Below are 16,365 nucleotides of genomic sequence, written 5' to 3'. Positions count from 1 at the left end.
GATTGTGTTTCGGGCAATGCGGCTTGTCATCCGACAATGGATCTCGTGGTCACGCAATGGCGCAAGTCAGTCGGATGAATAATGCCCGGTGAAGAACCCGCCCGATGACACAGGCGGATCCATTAAACGTGCGCTCAAGCCACATCGAGCCCCTCGTTCTCGCGGATCGTGGACGTTCGCCGTGCTGGCCGTGGGTCCACGCATCCACCGGGATGCAGGTGCCCGGGTCTCCGCCGGCCCATCCGGGCCAACGGATCCGGTTGTGGCTAGGCCTTGCCCGTCAGGTGGTCGCGGGGTACTGGGTCGGCGACGTGGCCGCGTGCTGCTCGGCAACCAGGTATTCCTCCACCGCCAGTTCGGGCACGCGGTAGGACCTGCCGAAACGCACGGCGGGCAGCTCCCCGGCATGCACCAACCGGTAGACGGTCATTTTCGACACCCTCATCGACAGGGCCACCTCGGCCACCGTGAGATAGTGCGCGTTCTCGAACCTCTGCAGGTCAACCATTGCATCCCCATCCGTATGTCCGTCGTCCCCACGACGGAGCGGTTAGCATGTGCACCTTCAACCACAGGTGCAACGTTGAGCACATCGTAAACACAAACATCCCGCGGGCACCAGAGTACTTCCCGGAGGTTTAAATCTGAGGCAATGCATTGACTTTTCCGGGGGTATCGACATGCATGGACAGGGAATACTTGCTGGTGTTTTTGTTCTCGGCAGAGCTAGCGGACCTGACTAGGCACCATGCAAATTATCCTCGTGGGCGCCCTCCGAAGTGCCGGCGCACCTGCGCCGCCGGTGGTGGGTGGCACACGGAGGCTACTGGCTGCCGGTGTCTCCGTGGATCTGAACGGGATGACGCTGAGACCGAGGTGTGACCCGGCAGCCAAGAGGGCGCAACCCGATTCCCATGCTTTTGCAGGCTCAGCTATCGTCGGCCGGGCTGTTTCCGGCCCACCTCAGGGCATCATGAAAGGCCGGCTGGGCCGCGCTGATGGCGGGCACCAACCAGTGCGGTCCAGCCAGCTACATGGCCGGCGCGACCGCACCCCTCTTCATCGCCAGTTCAAGGCATCGGCCTGGGCGGGAGGGCGGCGACAGCGGGCCCTTGGATGACGTTGCCGTCGGTGGCGAAGCGGGAGCCGTGGCAGGGGCAGTCCCAGGTGACGTCGGCGGGGTTGAAGTCCACGATGCAGCCCAGGTGCGTGCAGACGGCCGAGACGGCGTGGACCTGCCCTTCCGGGTCTCTGTAAACGGCCGTGCTCTCGCCGCCAACCTCAATGACGGTCCCCTCGCCGGGGGTCAAATCCGCGCGTGCGGGCTGCCCTGCCGGTTTGCCGGTGGCGTCGGGATTCTCCTCATCCGGCCGTTTCGCGCTGTCTGCCGGGGCGCTGCGGTTGCTGTTGAACACCGCGGCCCACTGGTTTTCCCGGCCGGTGAGCGTGGCGGTAAGGATCAGGGCGGCGGCGGTTCCGTTGGTCAGTCCCCATTTGCGCAGGCCCGTGATCACGTACACGTGCTTGGCATCGGGGGACATGAGCCCGACGTATGGCAGGCCGTCGAGCGGGATGCCATCCTGCGTCGACCACCGGTAGGCGACCTCATCCACGCCGAGGCGGTCGCGGGCAAAGGCCGCCAGCCTGCGGTAATGCGCGGCGGTGTCGGTGGCCTCGGATGCGGGGTGGCCTTCGCCCCCGGCGAGCATGTAGCTCTTGCCGTCAATGCCGACCGTCAAGACGGAGCGCATCGGTTCGTCGACGCTGATGAACGTGGCATCCAGCGGCGGGGTGTCCACCCGGCCCGCGACGAGGTAGGAACGGTGCGCGCGGGACCGGGCCTCGAACAGGCCGTGGTCGCCGAACGGAACATTCGTGGCGACGATGACATCGCGCGCCCGGACGCTGCCGTCCTCGAGGCTGACAACGCACGGCGAGCCCTCCTGGATATCCTGTGCACGCGCCCCCTCAAAGACGAAGCTGCCATCCCCATCGACCGCCCGGGCGAGGCCCTGGAGGTACTTCACGGCATGCAGCTGTGCCTGCCCGTCGAACCGGACCGCACCCTTGACCGGAAAGGGCAACGGGACCTCGGTGGTGAACGTTGCGGGAAGGCCAAATTCCGCGGCAAGGTCGGCCTCGGCACGCACACGTGCAAGTGCGTCATCGGATTCGGCGTAGGTGTAGTTCGCGACGCGGCGGAAGTCGCAGTCGATGCCTTCCGTGGCCACCGTGTCCGCGATGTGGCCGAGCGCGGCCTCGTTGGCCTGCCCGTAGGCTCGGGCGGTTTCGGTGCCGTGTCTGTCGCGGAGTTCCGTGTAGGCGAGTCGTTGCAGGGAGGTGACCTTGCCGGTGGTGTGGCCGGTGACGCCGGTTCCCACGCGGGCCGTCTCGACCACCGCAACGGTCCGGCCTGCGCGCTTCAGCGCCAACGCGGCGGTCAGCCCGGCGATGCCGCCGCCGATCACCGCGACGTCCACCTCCACGTCCCCGCGCAGGCCGGGGTATTCGGTGGTTCCGCCGGTGGCAACCCAGAGGGATACGGGTTCACCTGCGAGCCGTTCATTGTTGGATGCGGCACTCATTGCTTCTCCTCCGGATTGCCCAGCACTTTTCGATCGCTTCCAGGCGGCGTCGGGAACGGCTGAACGCAGGGTCGAGCCACAAGGCAACGCGAAATTGGCCATGGGATCGGTCCCTCGCAAAACGGGTAAGGCACCGGGAATTTCGGCTTGGCTTGAAGGTGTGCGGTCGGACGTCGGCACCTCAGTGACAGCTCTGACGAAGAGCTCCAATCGCTCGTGACCATGTGTCGATCATCGCGTTTCGCCCGGGGTTTATCAATGGCACGCGTTACCCGTTCGGCGGGCATCCGGACGTGAGGCTCTGACGTGGTCCGTTGTTTCAATGAAGTGCTTCCAGCGCGGAACTGCTGGTTGGCTTGGTTGCAAAGGACTTCGAAAAAATGAAACCGTTTTCCGCCTGGCATGGTCGCGTCTTCTGTCTGGTCACAGCGTTATTGGATAGTGGATTAACAGAGTTATACCTATAATCACAGGCATGTCCTTGTCTCGACCGGTCGGTCCTCGAATCCGAATGTCGCCCGAAGACAGGCGACGATCCATTGTTGATGCTGCCCGTGAAGTGGCGATCGAGAGCGGCTTGGTGGCGCTGACCCTCAAGTCGGTGGGCCAGCAAGCCAATGCGGCGTCTTCGCTCGTGGCTCACTATTTCCCCGTCATGAACGACCTTGTCATCGAAACTTTCAGCTCCCTCGTGGGGGAAGAACTATCGACGCTTCAGGGAATCCAGGACAGCCAATCGTCCGAACTCGAAAGAATGCAGACGCTGGTCAATTGGCTGCTCGGCGAAGCGCGTCTCGAAGTCACTGCGGTATGGCTCGATGCGCTGGTGCTGGGGCGCAGAAATGAAGACCTTGCGGCAGAGGTCAGGTTGCAGCTCGACAACTGGCAGGTGGCGGTGAGCGCCTCCATCCGGCACGGAATCGCGTCGGGGGAGTTCGAATGTCAAAACCCGGACGCAGTTGCCGCCCATATCCTGAGCCTCATCGACGGGCTCAATGCCCATTCCCTCGTCAACTACGAGGATTCGTCGGGGCTCGGAAACTTCTTGCGGCAGCTCGTGGAGAGCGAGCTTTCCCTGCCGGCAGGCGCGCTGTCTGGTTCATAAATCTATCCGCCGAACCTTCCCGGGAGGGATTGAATGTGGCTGCCCTCGGAGCGCGTTGAGTCGGTGAATTTGATCCATTGCCTCGGGGGGGTGCCCCAGTCGTGCCCGCTTGTGCGACCGGAGATGACGGGCAGCCGGCGATTCCATTCCGGAATGAGAGCAATGTCTTTGGCGTGCGCGGCGCACTCCCAAGTTCGGCAAGCATCCGAAGAATCGGGCCCGTGATTCCGCTGTTCGAGGGGTGCAGTTTAAGTATCCCCGACGGCTTCTGGCGGCCCTGAACGGGCCATTTGAAGACGTCCACATGTTGACAGAGTGACCCGTCCCACATAACGTTGCACATCGTATTGATCGAACGATCAATAAGGTCCGTCTCTCAACGAAGAGGTGCAACATGAATCGGGAATCCGAGGCGTTCGCCCATTCCTCCGCCACGGGCGAAGCCCTTGAAGACACCAACAGGGCCGGCCACATCGAGACCCGGGGGCTGGACTTCATTCCGGGGCCGGAGCGCCTTGGACGCCCGTTCGAGCTGTTCTGGGTCTGGATGGGCGGTAGCGTCAACTACCTGTCGTTTGCCTTTGGCGGTCTGCTGATACTCATCGGCCTTTCGGTGTGGGAAGCCGTCGTCGTCACGATCATCGGGAACCTGTGGTGGATTGCCGTCGGCTGGCTTTCCGTCAGTGGACCGGCCTCCGGAACACCGAGCGTCACCGTCATGCGGGCGATGTTCGGGATCCGAGGCAACAGGGTGTTCGGTGCGGGCCAGGGCTTGGTCATCGGATTGTTTTACGAGGTGATCAACATCGTGGTCGCAACCTTCGCATCGCTGGCGCTACTCGACGTGCTGGGCCTGCCCGTGCCCGCGGGAATCGAGTGGGTCGTGCTTCTGGTTGTTGCGTTCCTTAGCTTCGTGTTGAGCATCTACGGCCACGCCACGATCGTGACGGCCTCGCCGTACTTCTCGGCCGCGCTCGCCGTCGCCTTCGTGGCGCTCGCCGTGTTTGTCATGCAGGCGGCCGATTTCTCCTACGAGCCGACCGAGCTTGCGGCCGCCGAGCGCTGGCCGACGCTCCTCCTGGGCTACGCCATAGTGTCCTCCGGGCCGCTGTCCTGGGGGACCGGCGCCGACTACTCGCGGTACCTTCCGGAAAACGCCTCCAAGCATGGCGTTCTCTGGTGGACCGCGCTTGGCGGCTTCATCCCAACCGTATTCATAAGCCTGATCGGGATTTTCGCGGCGACGGCCATCGATATGACGGACCCCCAGCTGGCCATCGGCCAGATCGTTCCGGGCTGGTTCACCCCGGTTTTCCTCTGCATCGTTGTGGTTGGAAGCATCACCAACAACGCGCTGGTCTCGTATTCCGCTGGCCTGTCGGCGCAAGGGATCGGGGTGCGCGTCCATCGCGTCACCACGGTCATCGTCACCGGCCTCATCGCAACGCTTGCCTCGTTCTGGCTGGCATTCATGTCTCCCGGCTTCCTGGAGACCATGGAGTACGCGCTCGAGCTGACCGTGACGATACTCGGCCCCCTCATTGCGATCTACGCGGTGGACATCCTGCTCCGGCGCAACAACTACAACGGCCTGGCGCTGAACGACGAACGGCGCGGAAGCCCGTTCTGGTACTCGCACGGGGTGTTCTGGCCCGGCGTCTCCGCCCAGGTCATCGGCACCGTGATTGCCATCATGATGTCGAACACCACCCTGTACACGGGTCCCATTGCCGCAGCCATGGGAGGCGCCGACCTTTCCGCAATCCTTGGGCCCGTTATTGGCGGTGCCATCTACGCCTTGCTGTGGTTCACCACGAAACCATTCAAGAACCCCCGACTGCGTCCCGGCGCGGTGCACGACATCCAAATGACGGACGCAACCGCGTCCGCCGACAACACCATGGAGGTAAACCGATGACCTGGCGCATGCCCAGTGAAACCGACCCGCACGAACGCACCTGGATGGCGTTCCCCTGCGAGGGTCCCGCACTCGGCGGAGACGCCGCCAGCCGGGAACTCACCTACGCGACGTGGGCGGCGGTCGCCCACGCCACCGCCGAATTCGAGACGGTCTCGATGCTCGTGGACCCGACCGAAATGGCTCGGGCCCGGCGCATGCTCGGCTCCGAGATCGAGCTGTTCGAAACACCCATCGACGAGTGCTGGATGCGCGACCACGGGCCGACGTTTGTCATCGACGACGACCGCCCGGGCGTGCTCGGCGCGGTGGACTGGGTGTTCAACGGGTGGGGCGCACCGAGCTGGGCCCGCTGGGAGAAATCCGGAAAAAACGCACGCTTCGTGGCCGAGGCGGCCGGCGCGGAACTGGTGAGTTCCATGATGGTCAACGAGGGCGGCGGCATCCACGTCGACGGCGAGGGCACGGTGCTGTTGACCGAGACGGTGCAGCTTGACCCGCGCCGCAATCCCTACGCCGACAAGGAACGCGTCGAAGCCGAGATGGCGCGCACCCTGGGTGCCGCGAAGGCGGTCTGGCTACCGCGCGGACTGACCCGCGACTACGAGGACTACGGGACCAGCGGGCACGTGGACATCGTCGCGACGATCACGGCGCCGGGCAAGCTCCTGCTGCACAGCCAGCTCAATCCCGAACACCCCGACCACCAGGTGACCCGGGACCTGCACGCGCTGCTCTCGGCGGCGACGGATGCCGCGGGCCGCCGCTTCGAGATCACCGAGCTTCCGGCCCCGGAGGTCCTGCGGGACGAGGAAGGCTTCGTGGACTACAGCTACGTCAACCACCTCGTGGTCAACGGCGGCATCATCGCCTGCGGCTTCGGCGAGAAGGAAGCCGACGCCCGCGCCCGCGAGATCCTGGAGGCTGCATACCCGGGCCGCCGCGCAGTGACGGTCGACGCGCGCCCGATCTACGCCGACGGCGGCGGGATCCACTGCATCACCCAACAGCAGCCGAAGGTCACCGCATGAGCCGCTTCGACGTCGTTGAGGCGTCCATCGCCCAGCTCCGTGCCGCCCTCGAATCGGGCGAGGCCACGGCCGTCGAACTCCTGGAGAGCTACCTCGACCGCATCGAGACCTACGATCTCCCCGGCACCGCGACCGCGCTGAATTCCCTGGTGGTCATGAACCCGCGGGCCCGCGCGGACGCCGAGGCCTCGGACGCCCGCCGGGCGAGCGGCCGGGTTCTCGGGCCCTTTGACGGCATTCCCTACACGGCCAAGGACAGCTACCTGGCGCAGGGCCTGACTGGGGCTGCGGGATCGCCCGCGTTTGAGCACCTGGTGGCCCAGCGCGACGCGTTCACCATCGAACGACTGCGGGCCGGCGGGGCCATCCTGATCGGGCTGACCAACATGCCGCCCATGGCCAACGGCGGCATGCAACGAGGGGTCTACGGCCGCGCCGAGAGTCCCTACAACCCCGAATGGCTGACCTCGGCTTTCGGCTCCGGGTCGTCGAACGGCTCGGGCACCGCCACCGCCGCATCATTCGGCGCCTTCGGCCTGGGTGAGGAGACCTGGTCGAGCGGCCGCGCTCCGGCGTCGAACAACGCGCTGTGCGCCTACACGCCCAGCCGCGGCGTGATTTCAACGCGCGGCAACTGGCCGCTGGTGCCGACGATGGACGTCGTCGTTCCGCACACCCGAACCATGGCCGACCTCCTGGAACTGCTGGAACTGATCGTCGTGGATGACGTGGAACCCCGCGGAGACTTCTGGCGTGTCCAGCCCTGGCTCAAGCTGCCCAGAGCATCCGAGCACCGCCCGGAGTCGTACCGGGCGCTGGCCCCGGGACAGGCCGCGGGCATCGAGCTGGAGGGCAAGCGGTTCGGGGTTCCCCGCATGTACATCAACGCCGATGCGGAGGCCGGCGCCGGCAGCGGTCGCGGCATTGGCGGGCCGACCGGACAGCGCATCGATACTCGTGCCTCGGTCATCGAGCTCTGGGAAGCGGCCCGCCGCGACCTGGAGGCCGCCGGCGCCGAGGTTGTGGAGGTCGACTTCCCGATCGTCTCGAACTACGAATCCGACCGTCCCGGCGCCCCGACGATCGGCACCCGCGGACTCGTGAGCCGGGAATTCCTGGACAAGGAACTGGTCGACCTTGCGGCGTGGGCCTGGGAAGACTTCCTGCAGGCAAACAACGATCCGGCGTTCAACACGCTCACGGATGTCGACGGGAACCTGATCTTCCCGGAGCCCGAGGGTGCGCTGCCCGACGCGTACGAGGGGTTCGAGGACAATATCAGCGGCTTCCCGGAACAGGTGCGCACTCATCCGTACGCCTCGCTGACGGAAATCCCCCATCTCGAGTCGGGCCTGCACGGGCTTGAGGAGACCCGCACGCTGGACTTCGACCAGTGGATGAACGAGCTCGGACTCGACGCCGTGCTGTTCCCGGCCGTCGCGGACGTCGGCCCCGCAGACATGGACGTCGACGAGGTATCCGCCGAACTGGGATGGCGCAACGGGGTCTGGGTTGCCAACGGCAACCTCGTCATCCGCCACTTCGGCATCCCGACGGTCACGGTGCCCATGGGCACGATGGCCGACATCGGCATGCCTGTCGGGCTCACTTTCGCCGGGAAACCATACGACGATCCCGCCTTGCTCGCCCTGGCTGCGTCCTTCGAGGCCACGGGGTTGCGTCGCACCCCGCCGCCGCTGACAAGTTAGAAGCCACGGTGTAGCGAAACGCTGGTTGTCGCCGGGAGCCGGGGCTCCCGGCGACAACCAGTTGGAAAATGAGCATCCAACCTTTGAAGTGGCAGCAGCCTTGTTCAGGCAGCGTAGATGGTGACGGCGGTGGCCTTGACCAAGAAATATGCCTTGGTGCCGGGTTCGAGTGCGAGGTCGGCCAGGGCTGCCGGCGTGATGTCGGCAGACAGGTCGCCGGCCCGGATGCGGATGTGGTCGCCGTGGGGCTCAAGGTCGGTGATGGTTGCCTCGAAGGTGTTTCGCGGGCTGCCGTGCGGGGGAGACAGGAACACGGAGACGGCAGACGGCGGGAACACGGCGGTGGCCGATTCCTCCGGGATGAGCTGACCCTCGCTGGTGCCCGAGACATCTCCGTAGGGAGTGGTGATTCCCTCTGCGGTGACCGTTCCGGTGATGAGGTTCAGGCCGGCGAGCCCCGCTGCAAACCGGCTGCGGGGCCGGTTGAGGACCTCCCTGGTCGGGCCGGCCTCTGTGACGTGGCCGTTCTCCATGATGAGCACGTGATCGGCGAGCATGAGGGCGTCAAGGATGTCGTGGGTGATGATGATGGCGTTGCGGCCTTCCAACACGCGCTTGAGCAGCCGGCGCATCTGCGGGGCGGCGTGGATGTCCAAGGCCGCCATGGGCTCATCCAAAAGCAGCAGGTCGGGTCCCGCGGCGAGGGCCCTGGCGACGGCAACCCGCTGTGCCTGGCCGCCGGAGAGCTGGCCGGGACGTCGTGAGGCAAGTTCGCCGGTGTTGGTTGCCGCCAACCAGGTGGATGCCACCTTTCTGGATTCGGCGGGCTTTTCGCCCTTGCTACGGGGGCCGAATGCCACGTTCTCGAGGACGCTGAGGTGGGGGAACAAGAGGGGCTCTTGTGCCAGAAGTGCGGTTCCCCGGGAATGCGGCGCCTCCCAGACGGGCTTGTGCGAGCTGAGGTCGAACAGGGTCCGGTCCCCGATGACTGCCCTTCCGGAATCCGGGCGGAGCAGGCCGGCGATGATGGAAAGGAGCGATGACTTGCCGGCGCCGTTGGGACCCAGCACGGCCAGGGTCTCCCCGGGACCGAGGGCCAGCGAGACGTTGAAGTTTCGGGCATCGAGCGTGGCTTCGAACTGGAACGTCACTGCGCCACCTGCATTGATGCCACGTTCCTTCGCGGGCTGCCGTAGACAAGGCCTACGACCGCGGCCGCCACCGCAACCAGGACCAGGGACAGCGCAACTGCGGCATCGGCATCGGTCTCGCGCTGGAGGTAGATTTCCAGCGGCAGGGTCCGGGTGACACCCTGCAGGCTGCCTGCGAAGGTCAGCGTCGCCCCGAATTCACCCAGGCTGCGGGCGAAGGAGAGCACGGCTCCGGAGGCAAGGCCGGGGAGGACAAGCGGGAGCGTCACCCTGCGCAGGACCGTCGTGGGGCGTGCGCCCAAGGTTGCGGCAACGGCCTCGTATTGGCTGCCCGCGGTGCGCAGGGCGCCTTCCAGACTCACTACAAGAAAGGGAAGCGCGACGAAGGTCTGGGCCATGATGACGGCCGTGGTGGAAAATGCGATCTGGATGCCGGCCAGTTCAAGGCTCTTGCCGAGCAGCCCCTGGCGGCCGAAGGTGTAGAGCAACGCGATGCCGCCGACCACGGGCGGAAGGACCAGCGGCAGCAGGATGAAGGCACGCAACAGCCGCTGGCCCGGGAAATTCCCGCGGGCCAGCACCAGCGCCAGCGGAACACCGAGGACGATGCACAGGGCGGTGCTGACCGTCGAGGTGCGCAAGCTCAGCCCGAGGGCCGTCATGGATGACTCCGAGGTGATCAGCGGGATGAACTGGGACCAATTGACCTTGGCCACCATCGCGACGAGCGGGAGCATGACAAACAAGGCCCCCGCCGTCGCAATGGCATAAACCCATGGCGGCACCGCGGTGTATCCGGTGCCGCCGCGTCGGTGGACGAGGCCCTTACGGAGTGCCGAATCCGGCATCGGTCAGGACCTTCTTTCCTTCGCTGCCCGTCACCGTGTCGATGAATGCCGCGGCGAGTTCTTTGTTCTTGCTGGTCTCAACGGTGGCGATCGGGTAGGTGTTCACGGCCTTGGCCGATTCCTGGAACGGGATTCCCTTGACCTTGTCGCCCGCGCCCTTGACGTCGGTGACGTAGACCAGACCGGCATCGGCCTCGCCGGAAGTCACCTTCCCCAACACGTCGGTGACGGACGCTTCTTCACTGACCGGCTTCAACGTCGTGCCGGAGGCTTCCTCGACGGTTTTCGTCGCTGCACCACAGGGAACCTGCGGGGCGCAGATGACGACCTTGACGCCCGGCTTGGCCAGATCGGCGAAGGATGCGATCGAGGCGGGGTTGGAAGGAGGAACGGCGATCTCAAGGACGTTCGTTGCGAAGTCGACTGGGGTGCCGTCGACCAGTTTCGCGTCGGCGAGTTTGGTCATGTTCTTCGTGTCTGCCGAGGCAAAGACATCGGCCGGGGCGCCCTGGGTGATTTGGGTGACCAGGTCAGAGGATCCTGCGAAGCTCAAGGTGACCTTGGTGCCGGGGTTCTTGGATTCGAAGTCGCTGGCCAACTCGGTAAACGTCGACTTCAGTGAGGCTGCGGCGAACACGGTGATCGATCCGGACAAACCGGTGGACGCACTTGCTCCCGAACCGCTGGGCGAGGGGCTTTCCGTGGTGGTCGTCGAGCAGCCGGCGAGGCCGGCAGCAAAGGCGCCGGCAACGAAGACGGCCGCGATGTTCTTGCGAAGATTTCTCATATGATGCCCTTTCCCTGAGGGGTTTCGATGATGACAGTGGTTGCCTTCACGACGGCCGTGGCGATGGAGCCGAGTTCAAGATTCAGCTCCCGTACGGCCTCGCTGCTCATCAGCGAAACGACCCGGAACGGACCGCATTGAAGCTCGACCTGTGCCATGACGGTGTCGGCGGTGATGCCGGTGACCAGGCCGACAAAGCGGTTGCGGGCCGATGAGACCACCTGCGCCGGGTCGTCCGGGTGCTGGGCTTGCTTGCGTGCAAGGTGCGCCAGTTCCAAGCCGTCGACGGCAAGCCGGCCGGAGCTGTCCTTGTGGGGTTCAAGGGTTCCGTTCTCCGTCCACCGGCGGATGGTGTCGTCACTGACGCCCAGGAAGCGTGCTGCTTCGGAAACTCGAATTTTTGGCATAGCCCAATACTCTCCCAAATGCGGAGAAATATGGTATCAAACTCCGTAAATCGGGATAAATGTTTCTTTGAGATGCGCACGTGCGAGCGCTCGCTCGGCATTCGGCTCGCAGGCGATGTGGGTCCAGAGCGTGTCGGCTAGTTTGCGATGGCAGCGGCTGCTTCGTCCAGCACGGCGTTGAATCCTCCCCGGTGGAAACGGTCCCGCTGGATGCCGGCGCCGGTTCCATGCTCCAGCAGCCGTGCCAGGCCCGCGGCGACGTAGTCGGAGTCCCCGTTCTGCTTCAGGGCGTGCTGGATGTAGCCCATCAGGCTGCGCAGCATCCCGGCGGCGGAGGTCCTTGTCCCGTCGAGGGGATCGAGGTGGTTGCCGTGCAGGCCGAACTTGGCCGCCTGCCACTGGGCCAGGTCCAGGGCCTCGGCCAAGGGCGGAAGGCCGGGCGGTGCACCGTTGATGCTCGTGTCCACCAGCGCCCTGGCGATCAGCGCCAGCAGGACGGTGTTGGAGGCGTTCATCTGGGTGTCGGCCACCCGCACCTCCACGGTGGGGTAGTGCGTGGAAAGCCGCGCACCCCAGCTGATGTGCCCGGGATCCAGCACGACGTCGGAGTCGAGCATGTACTGCATCCGGCGTTCGTAGTCCTGCAGGCCGGCGAAGTGGGGCGGGATTCCCTGGACCGACCACCTGCGGTAGTGGATGTTCCGCCAGGACGCGAAGCCGCTGTCGTTTCCGCGCCAGTAGGGCGAGTTGGAGCCGCAGGCGGTCAGGACCGGGAGCCAGCGGCGCAGTTCGTTCAGCGCGATGATGCCGGATTCCGGGTCCTCGATGCATACGTGCACGTGCAGGCCGGAGACGTAGTGCTCGGTGGCGATCCCTTCGCACAGGGACGTGATGGCCCGGTACCGGTCGGTCGGCGTCACGACGGCCGGGGCGTTGGGGATGCGCGGGGGGGTGCCCAGCGCAACCACCTGGAAGCCCAGGTCGGTCGCCGCCCGCGACAAGGCCGCCCGGTAGCTGCGCACCGTGTCGAGGGCCTCGGCTCGGTCCGTGCAGATCGGGCTGTTGCTTTCCACCTGGCACGCGAGGAATTCACCGACGGTGGTGGTTCCGCCCACCGTGAGTGCCAGCAGCGCGGCCCGCGCCGCTGCCGGAGGTGCACAGGGCAACCCGGTGAGCGGGCTGACGATGAAAAACTCTTCCTCCATGCCAAACGTACGCATGGGACGTACCTGCTTTCGCTCGGCGAGTTCGGGTTCTTTGGAGGCGGCTTGGCTCGGGTGCCTTCGAGCACAGCCGCGTTGCCAAGAGACGCTTGAGGCATCGGGCGACCGCGAACGACGATTTCACAGTGACCGCGTGGGGCTCGGGCGTCTAGAGGCGATGGATCGGCTTTGTGCCGCCGGGAGGGCTCATTCTCGCCAGCACAACTTGGGGATCCTTGGGTGGGCGGATTGTCCGGAAACCATAGAACGTTTCGCACTTGCCGCACCAACAGTCAACATCCCACAAGGTCGGCACACCATCGGCAGGATTTCTCACGGCACGGACGCGCTCATAGACCAAGTACTCGTCCGTCTGGCAGAGATCACAGGTCGGATACGCTCCGTGCATTTGGACGACGGCGCTTGGACGATCGATTAGAGGTGACGCTAGCAGGCCTGGACTGTGTCTAGCCGCGGTGACATGTGAAGCGTTCATGGGCTTGTTCTCGGAGGATTCCTTCGAAAAGAAGAAGTTTTCGGGTGGCGCGAGTATTGCGCATATCAATGATGCGCCATGAATACAGGGGTGTTCAATAGCTAATGGGTGGGCCCGGGGATCCATGCATCCAGCGTCAGACCAGTGTTGGTAAAAGCGCTACATGACCGGGTCTAGGGAGCAAGATTCTTCCAAAAGTCGGGAACGAACAACAGACACCTACTGACAACGGATCTACCATGAGGGTGACGATTTTTTCCGCATTCACCAGAAAGGTGTCCGTCATGTTACCAATCATTATTGCGGTTGTGGCCGTCATTTTGTTGTTCACCGGCGGCTTCGTGCAGTCCCTCCAGTTCTTGCTCTGGGTGGGCATTGTGTGCCTCATCGTCGCGGCGGTCATGTTCATCATGCGATCGATGTCAGGCCACCGGAGCGCTTAGGCTTGAAGATTCCCGGCCGGCACGTGGGCCCGCGTTCCGAGGACGCGCGGCCATCGTGTCGTTGCCGGTCAGAATGGTGTTGCCATTGATGCGTCGTCGGCTCGACTTGAAGAATTCCGCAGGTGTGGTCGCTGACTCCCAAGACATGATTTAGGGGGCTGGCTCTGCGCCGTTTCAGGAGGTGAACCCGCCTGTCGCATCCTCTTGCGCCGATGATGAACCTTCATCCTTGGCGAAGAAGCAAATCTTTCCGTTTGGTTCCAACACCGCAAGGTCGATATCGGAGAAGTTGCGAAAACCCTGACCTCGGGCTGCCGTCATCAGGTCATCGATTCCCATTCGCTCGGAGCGCAGTGCCTTGATGTCTGGCTTTCCCCCATGCAGGATCACGACAGGGGACCCATGGACGAAGCGGCCGAGGCGGGGTCAACGCACATTGACGTAGCCGAGCATGACCGTCAGGAGTGCCATCGTCCCGACCGCGATCAGGCCGCCGGTCACCGAGTGATCTTCCTGCGTCACGCCCTGCTGCACCAGATCACCCATGGTGATAAAGAGCAACAACTCAAAGGAGCTAAGTTCGCCGAGCGTTGAGCGCCCGACGGCTCGGGTGATCAGCCATAGCAGGAAAAAGGTGATGGCTGCGCGGAGAACGATTTCCACTAGGAGGCCTTCCAGGTTTCGAGTTCGACAGTTGAAACCAGCTCGTCCCCGATGTAGACCTTCAACATCCCCGAAGCGTGTATGGAGCTGTCCTCGGCAGAGGTTCCGGCGATGTTCAAGCGGAATTGCTGCGTCTTGGGAGGATCGAATTCCAACAACAGGAACTTCCCGTCGCTGGATTCGGAGGCTGCGGCGGGGGACGCCCCGAATGTCGTGAATGAGCTCAGATAGCTGTGTTCCACGGCGATGGTGATCGGCGCCGTCATGATGCGTGCGGAACTGATCGCCACTTCCACGTTTGCATCCATGCCGGCACGGACTGCCGCCGGTGCCGTGACAGTGACCGAATTGCCGGACTGCCCGGTTGAACTGGTCGACTCGCGTCCGAAAGCCCCGGCCAGAGCCGACACAATGAATAGCGTCAGCACCGCCAAGAACACGCGGCGTCCGGCTCTTGCGGGCCGATCGCGATCGGGGCCCACAACATCCACGAGCGTTGAATCGGAAACCGGGGGATTCACGTCCACTGCCGGAGGATCCTTGTCCATGATTCATCGTAGGACGCTGCGCCGAGGAAGTAAGCTCTTGGAACATCAGCCCAGTTGACTAGACAGCCCAGTTCAGGTGCGCCGGCCGGATGCTGGCCCAGACAGAAAACCGGGGACCACGCCGCGATACGCGAAGGGGCCCCCGGTTCCGTGGGCTTGGTGGGGCCGGGTGATGCCGCGCCCGGTCCATCCGGCCTACTTGCCTGTCACGTCCTTGGCCGCGTCCTTGAGGTGCTCGCCGGCCTGCTTGGCCTTCGCCACGGCCTGGTCCTTGAGCCCCTCGGCCTGCAGGCTCTCGTTGTCGGTGGCGTCCCCGACCTTCTCCTTCACCTTGCCCGTGGCTTCCTTGGCCTTGTTGCCGATCTTGTCTCCGGCGCCCATGGGAATACTCCTTTGATTCGTTGTGCGGGAATGCTTGCCGGTCCATCGACCGCCATGTTGATCAGACACGGCGTGGCAGCCGGGGCCGGCGGGTCGGCAACGGCGTTGCCAACGTCTGAAGGCAGGAGGCTGCGGCGCATGGGGTCCCCCGCCAAGATGTTCATGCCCACGTGCCCACTAGGGGCCCAAATGATCGGTGCGGCCGGATCGCTTGGGCGTGTCTTCCGGATGCTCTTCGATGTCTTCGCCGGGTTCGGGATGCAGGCGTGGAAGCATCGCGTCGTCCACCGAACCGGGTGGGTGTTCCCCCGGCCCGGGGAAGGCGTCCTTCCGCAGGCGCGGGTGCCCGGGGGCAAAGTCGTCGTGGACCACACCGGCAACCCGGATCACATGGCGTTCCCGAACCACGTGGACGGTGTGTTCCCCCGCAGCGGTGGCACCCGGGTCCCCCTGCAGGCCGGGTTCATCTTTTGCTTGCCGGGGGGCAGGATCGGCCATGTCGTGCAGGCCTCCCACGCCGGCCCTGAAGTAGTAGTCGTAGAGGCGCTCCTCGTCCTCTGCGCTCAGGCCGCCGGCGGGGTCGATGTTCGGTGCGTCCTTCACGAAATCCTTGGGGAATTTCACGTAGAGCTGCCCGTTGGATATTTCCGCTTCGTTGAGCGGCACGTAGTTCTCGGTGCTTCCAAGGAATCCCGTATGCACGGCGACGAAGTCGGGGATGCCGGTTCGACCATCGAGATAGATATGGCCGAGGGTTCCGATCTTCTCGCCGTCGGAACCGAAGACCTTGGCGTTGGAATCCAGCAGGCCCTTGAGCTCTTCATGGCTCAGCATGATGGTGCCTTTCGAGAAAATCCCTGGGCGCGCCGATCCATCGGATGGGAGCAGGGAACCGGCACGGGATTACCCTTCCATGACACCACCGGGTCACACACCGATCAAGGGAACCCGGTGGTTTGACCCGATTCTTGCGAACGAGCGATTCCTTGGCAATGCGATTTTCCCAATACTTCATTTCCCTCCATTCATCCGATGCGCCCAAGGGCAACTACAGAGGTATCGACCCGCTTTTCAGCAAATGGCTTGGTGCT

16 protein-coding genes and 1 pseudogene are annotated in these 16,365 nt (G+C 64.3%); 5 read left to right on the top strand and 12 right to left on the bottom strand.

The genetic code is table 11. The annotated features are described in order from the left end of the window. Positions 1-280 precede the first annotated feature (280 nt). The gene (locus JOF47_RS20755) at positions 281-508 is read right to left on the bottom strand and encodes a helix-turn-helix domain-containing protein (protein ID WP_210002484.1); all 228 of its coding nucleotides are present in this window, start codon (positions 506-508) and stop codon (positions 281-283) included. Positions 509-1,070: 562 nt separating this feature from the next. Further along, complete coding sequence (locus JOF47_RS20750; protein WP_210002482.1) at positions 1,071-2,585, bottom strand: FAD-dependent oxidoreductase; 1,515 nt, start codon at positions 2,583-2,585, stop codon at positions 1,071-1,073. A 511-nt stretch (positions 2,586-3,096) separates the two neighbouring features. Between JOF47_RS20750 and JOF47_RS20745 the strand changes: the two genes are divergently transcribed. From JOF47_RS20745 to JOF47_RS20730, 4 genes are all read left to right on the top strand, one after another. Next, complete coding sequence (locus JOF47_RS20745) at positions 3,097-3,690, top strand: TetR/AcrR family transcriptional regulator (RefSeq protein ID WP_210002480.1); 594 nt, start codon at positions 3,097-3,099, stop codon at positions 3,688-3,690. Positions 3,691-4,084: 394 nt separating this feature from the next. After that, positions 4,085-5,608, top strand: coding sequence for a purine-cytosine permease family protein (locus JOF47_RS20740; RefSeq protein WP_210002478.1), 1,524 nt, complete (start codon positions 4,085-4,087; stop codon positions 5,606-5,608). Beyond that, entirely contained in the window at positions 5,605-6,639 is a 1,035-nt protein-coding gene (locus tag JOF47_RS20735; protein WP_210002476.1) for an agmatine deiminase family protein, read from the top strand. The genes JOF47_RS20740 and JOF47_RS20735 overlap by 4 nt, the downstream gene beginning before the upstream one ends. Beyond that, entirely contained in the window at positions 6,636-8,348 is a 1,713-nt protein-coding gene (locus JOF47_RS20730; RefSeq protein ID WP_210002474.1) for an amidase, read from the top strand. The genes JOF47_RS20735 and JOF47_RS20730 overlap by 4 nt, the downstream gene beginning before the upstream one ends. 104 nt (positions 8,349-8,452) lie before the next feature. Here JOF47_RS20730 and JOF47_RS20725 read toward each other — a convergent pair whose 3' ends face one another. The 5 genes from JOF47_RS20725 to JOF47_RS20705 all read right to left on the bottom strand — a co-directional run bounded on the left by JOF47_RS20725 (position 8,453) and on the right by JOF47_RS20705 (position 12,761). Continuing rightward, positions 8,453-9,499, bottom strand: a complete 1,047-nt coding sequence (locus JOF47_RS20725; RefSeq protein WP_210002472.1) for a sulfate/molybdate ABC transporter ATP-binding protein — start codon at positions 9,497-9,499, stop codon at positions 8,453-8,455. Continuing rightward, positions 9,496-10,347, bottom strand: coding sequence for an ABC transporter permease (locus tag JOF47_RS20720; RefSeq protein ID WP_210002470.1), 852 nt, complete (start codon positions 10,345-10,347; stop codon positions 9,496-9,498). The genes JOF47_RS20725 and JOF47_RS20720 overlap by 4 nt, the downstream gene beginning before the upstream one ends. Next, positions 10,325-11,134, bottom strand: coding sequence for a molybdate ABC transporter substrate-binding protein (gene modA / locus JOF47_RS20715; RefSeq protein WP_210002468.1), 810 nt, complete (start codon positions 11,132-11,134; stop codon positions 10,325-10,327). Before modA ends, JOF47_RS20720 begins: the two co-directional genes overlap by 23 nt. Next, positions 11,131-11,541 (bottom strand): TOBE domain-containing protein, encoded by a 411-nt coding sequence (locus JOF47_RS20710; RefSeq protein ID WP_210002467.1) that lies wholly within the window; start codon positions 11,539-11,541, stop codon positions 11,131-11,133. Before JOF47_RS20710 ends, modA begins: the two co-directional genes overlap by 4 nt. Positions 11,542-11,678: 137 nt before the next feature. Continuing rightward, a complete protein-coding gene (locus JOF47_RS20705) occupies positions 11,679-12,761 on the bottom strand; it encodes a carboxylate-amine ligase (RefSeq protein ID WP_210002466.1) in 1,083 nt (360 codons plus the stop codon). Positions 12,762-13,523: 762 nt separating this feature from the next. Here JOF47_RS20705 and JOF47_RS20700 point away from each other — a divergent pair. Continuing rightward, positions 13,524-13,682: a hypothetical protein gene (locus JOF47_RS20700; RefSeq protein WP_210002878.1), complete on the top strand. Its 159-nt coding sequence runs from the start codon at positions 13,524-13,526 to the stop codon at positions 13,680-13,682. 174 nt (positions 13,683-13,856) lie between these two features. Here the strand turns inward: JOF47_RS20700 and JOF47_RS20695 are convergent. The 5 genes and pseudogenes from JOF47_RS20695 to JOF47_RS20675 all read right to left on the bottom strand — a co-directional run. Beyond that, positions 13,857-14,093 (bottom strand): annotated as a pseudogene (locus JOF47_RS20695) (YetF domain-containing protein); the annotation flags it as partial. A gap of 15 nt (positions 14,094-14,108) precedes the next feature. Beyond that, on the bottom strand, positions 14,109-14,345 hold the full coding sequence (locus JOF47_RS20690; RefSeq protein WP_210002460.1) for a DUF421 domain-containing protein: 237 nt from the start codon (positions 14,343-14,345) through the stop codon (positions 14,109-14,111). Then, positions 14,345-14,893, bottom strand: a complete 549-nt coding sequence (locus JOF47_RS20685) for a hypothetical protein (RefSeq protein ID WP_210002458.1) — start codon at positions 14,891-14,893, stop codon at positions 14,345-14,347. Before JOF47_RS20685 ends, JOF47_RS20690 begins: the two co-directional genes overlap by 1 nt. Positions 14,894-15,088: 195 nt before the next feature. Then, entirely contained in the window at positions 15,089-15,274 is a 186-nt protein-coding gene (locus tag JOF47_RS20680) for a CsbD family protein (RefSeq protein ID WP_210002456.1), read from the bottom strand. A gap of 177 nt (positions 15,275-15,451) precedes the next feature. Next, positions 15,452-16,108 (bottom strand): PRC-barrel domain-containing protein, encoded by a 657-nt coding sequence (locus JOF47_RS20675; protein WP_210002454.1) that lies wholly within the window; start codon positions 16,106-16,108, stop codon positions 15,452-15,454. Positions 16,109-16,365 lie beyond the last annotated feature (257 nt).

Origin of the sequence: Paeniglutamicibacter kerguelensis (assembly GCF_017876535.1) — a bacterium.
Taxonomy (GTDB): Bacteria; Actinomycetota; Actinomycetes; order Actinomycetales; family Micrococcaceae; genus Paeniglutamicibacter; species Paeniglutamicibacter kerguelensis.
This window is presented reverse-complemented; position numbering and strand designations above follow the sequence as displayed.

What these genes read in the sequence shown, in the direction of transcription:
- JOF47_RS20730 (WP_210002474.1), top strand. Translation starts at nt 6,636, where the DNA reads ATGAGCCGCTTCGACGTCGTTGAGGCGTCCATCGCCCAGCTCCGTGCC.
- JOF47_RS20700 (WP_210002878.1), top strand. Translation starts at nt 13,524, where the DNA reads ATGTTACCAATCATTATTGCGGTTGTGGCCGTCATTTTGTTGTTCACC.
- JOF47_RS20710 (WP_210002467.1), bottom strand. Translation starts at nt 11,541, where the DNA reads ATGCCAAAAATTCGAGTTTCCGAAGCAGCACGCTTCCTGGGCGTCAGT.
- JOF47_RS20675 (WP_210002454.1), bottom strand. Translation starts at nt 16,108, where the DNA reads ATGCTGAGCCATGAAGAGCTCAAGGGCCTGCTGGATTCCAACGCCAAG.
- JOF47_RS20705 (WP_210002466.1), bottom strand. Translation starts at nt 12,761, where the DNA reads ATGCGTACGTTTGGCATGGAGGAAGAGTTTTTCATCGTCAGCCCGCTC.
- JOF47_RS20680 (WP_210002456.1), bottom strand. Translation starts at nt 15,274, where the DNA reads ATGGGCGCCGGAGACAAGATCGGCAACAAGGCCAAGGAAGCCACGGGC.
- JOF47_RS20755 (WP_210002484.1), bottom strand. Translation starts at nt 508, where the DNA reads ATGGTTGACCTGCAGAGGTTCGAGAACGCGCACTATCTCACGGTGGCC.
- JOF47_RS20685 (WP_210002458.1), bottom strand. Translation starts at nt 14,893, where the DNA reads ATGGACAAGGATCCTCCGGCAGTGGACGTGAATCCCCCGGTTTCCGAT.
- modA (WP_210002468.1), bottom strand. Translation starts at nt 11,134, where the DNA reads ATGAGAAATCTTCGCAAGAACATCGCGGCCGTCTTCGTTGCCGGCGCC.
- JOF47_RS20750 (WP_210002482.1), bottom strand. Translation starts at nt 2,585, where the DNA reads ATGAGTGCCGCATCCAACAATGAACGGCTCGCAGGTGAACCCGTATCC.
- JOF47_RS20720 (WP_210002470.1), bottom strand. Translation starts at nt 10,347, where the DNA reads ATGCCGGATTCGGCACTCCGTAAGGGCCTCGTCCACCGACGCGGCGGC.
- JOF47_RS20735 (WP_210002476.1), top strand. Translation starts at nt 5,605, where the DNA reads ATGACCTGGCGCATGCCCAGTGAAACCGACCCGCACGAACGCACCTGG.
- JOF47_RS20740 (WP_210002478.1), top strand. Translation starts at nt 4,085, where the DNA reads ATGAATCGGGAATCCGAGGCGTTCGCCCATTCCTCCGCCACGGGCGAA.
- JOF47_RS20745 (WP_210002480.1), top strand. Translation starts at nt 3,097, where the DNA reads ATGTCGCCCGAAGACAGGCGACGATCCATTGTTGATGCTGCCCGTGAA.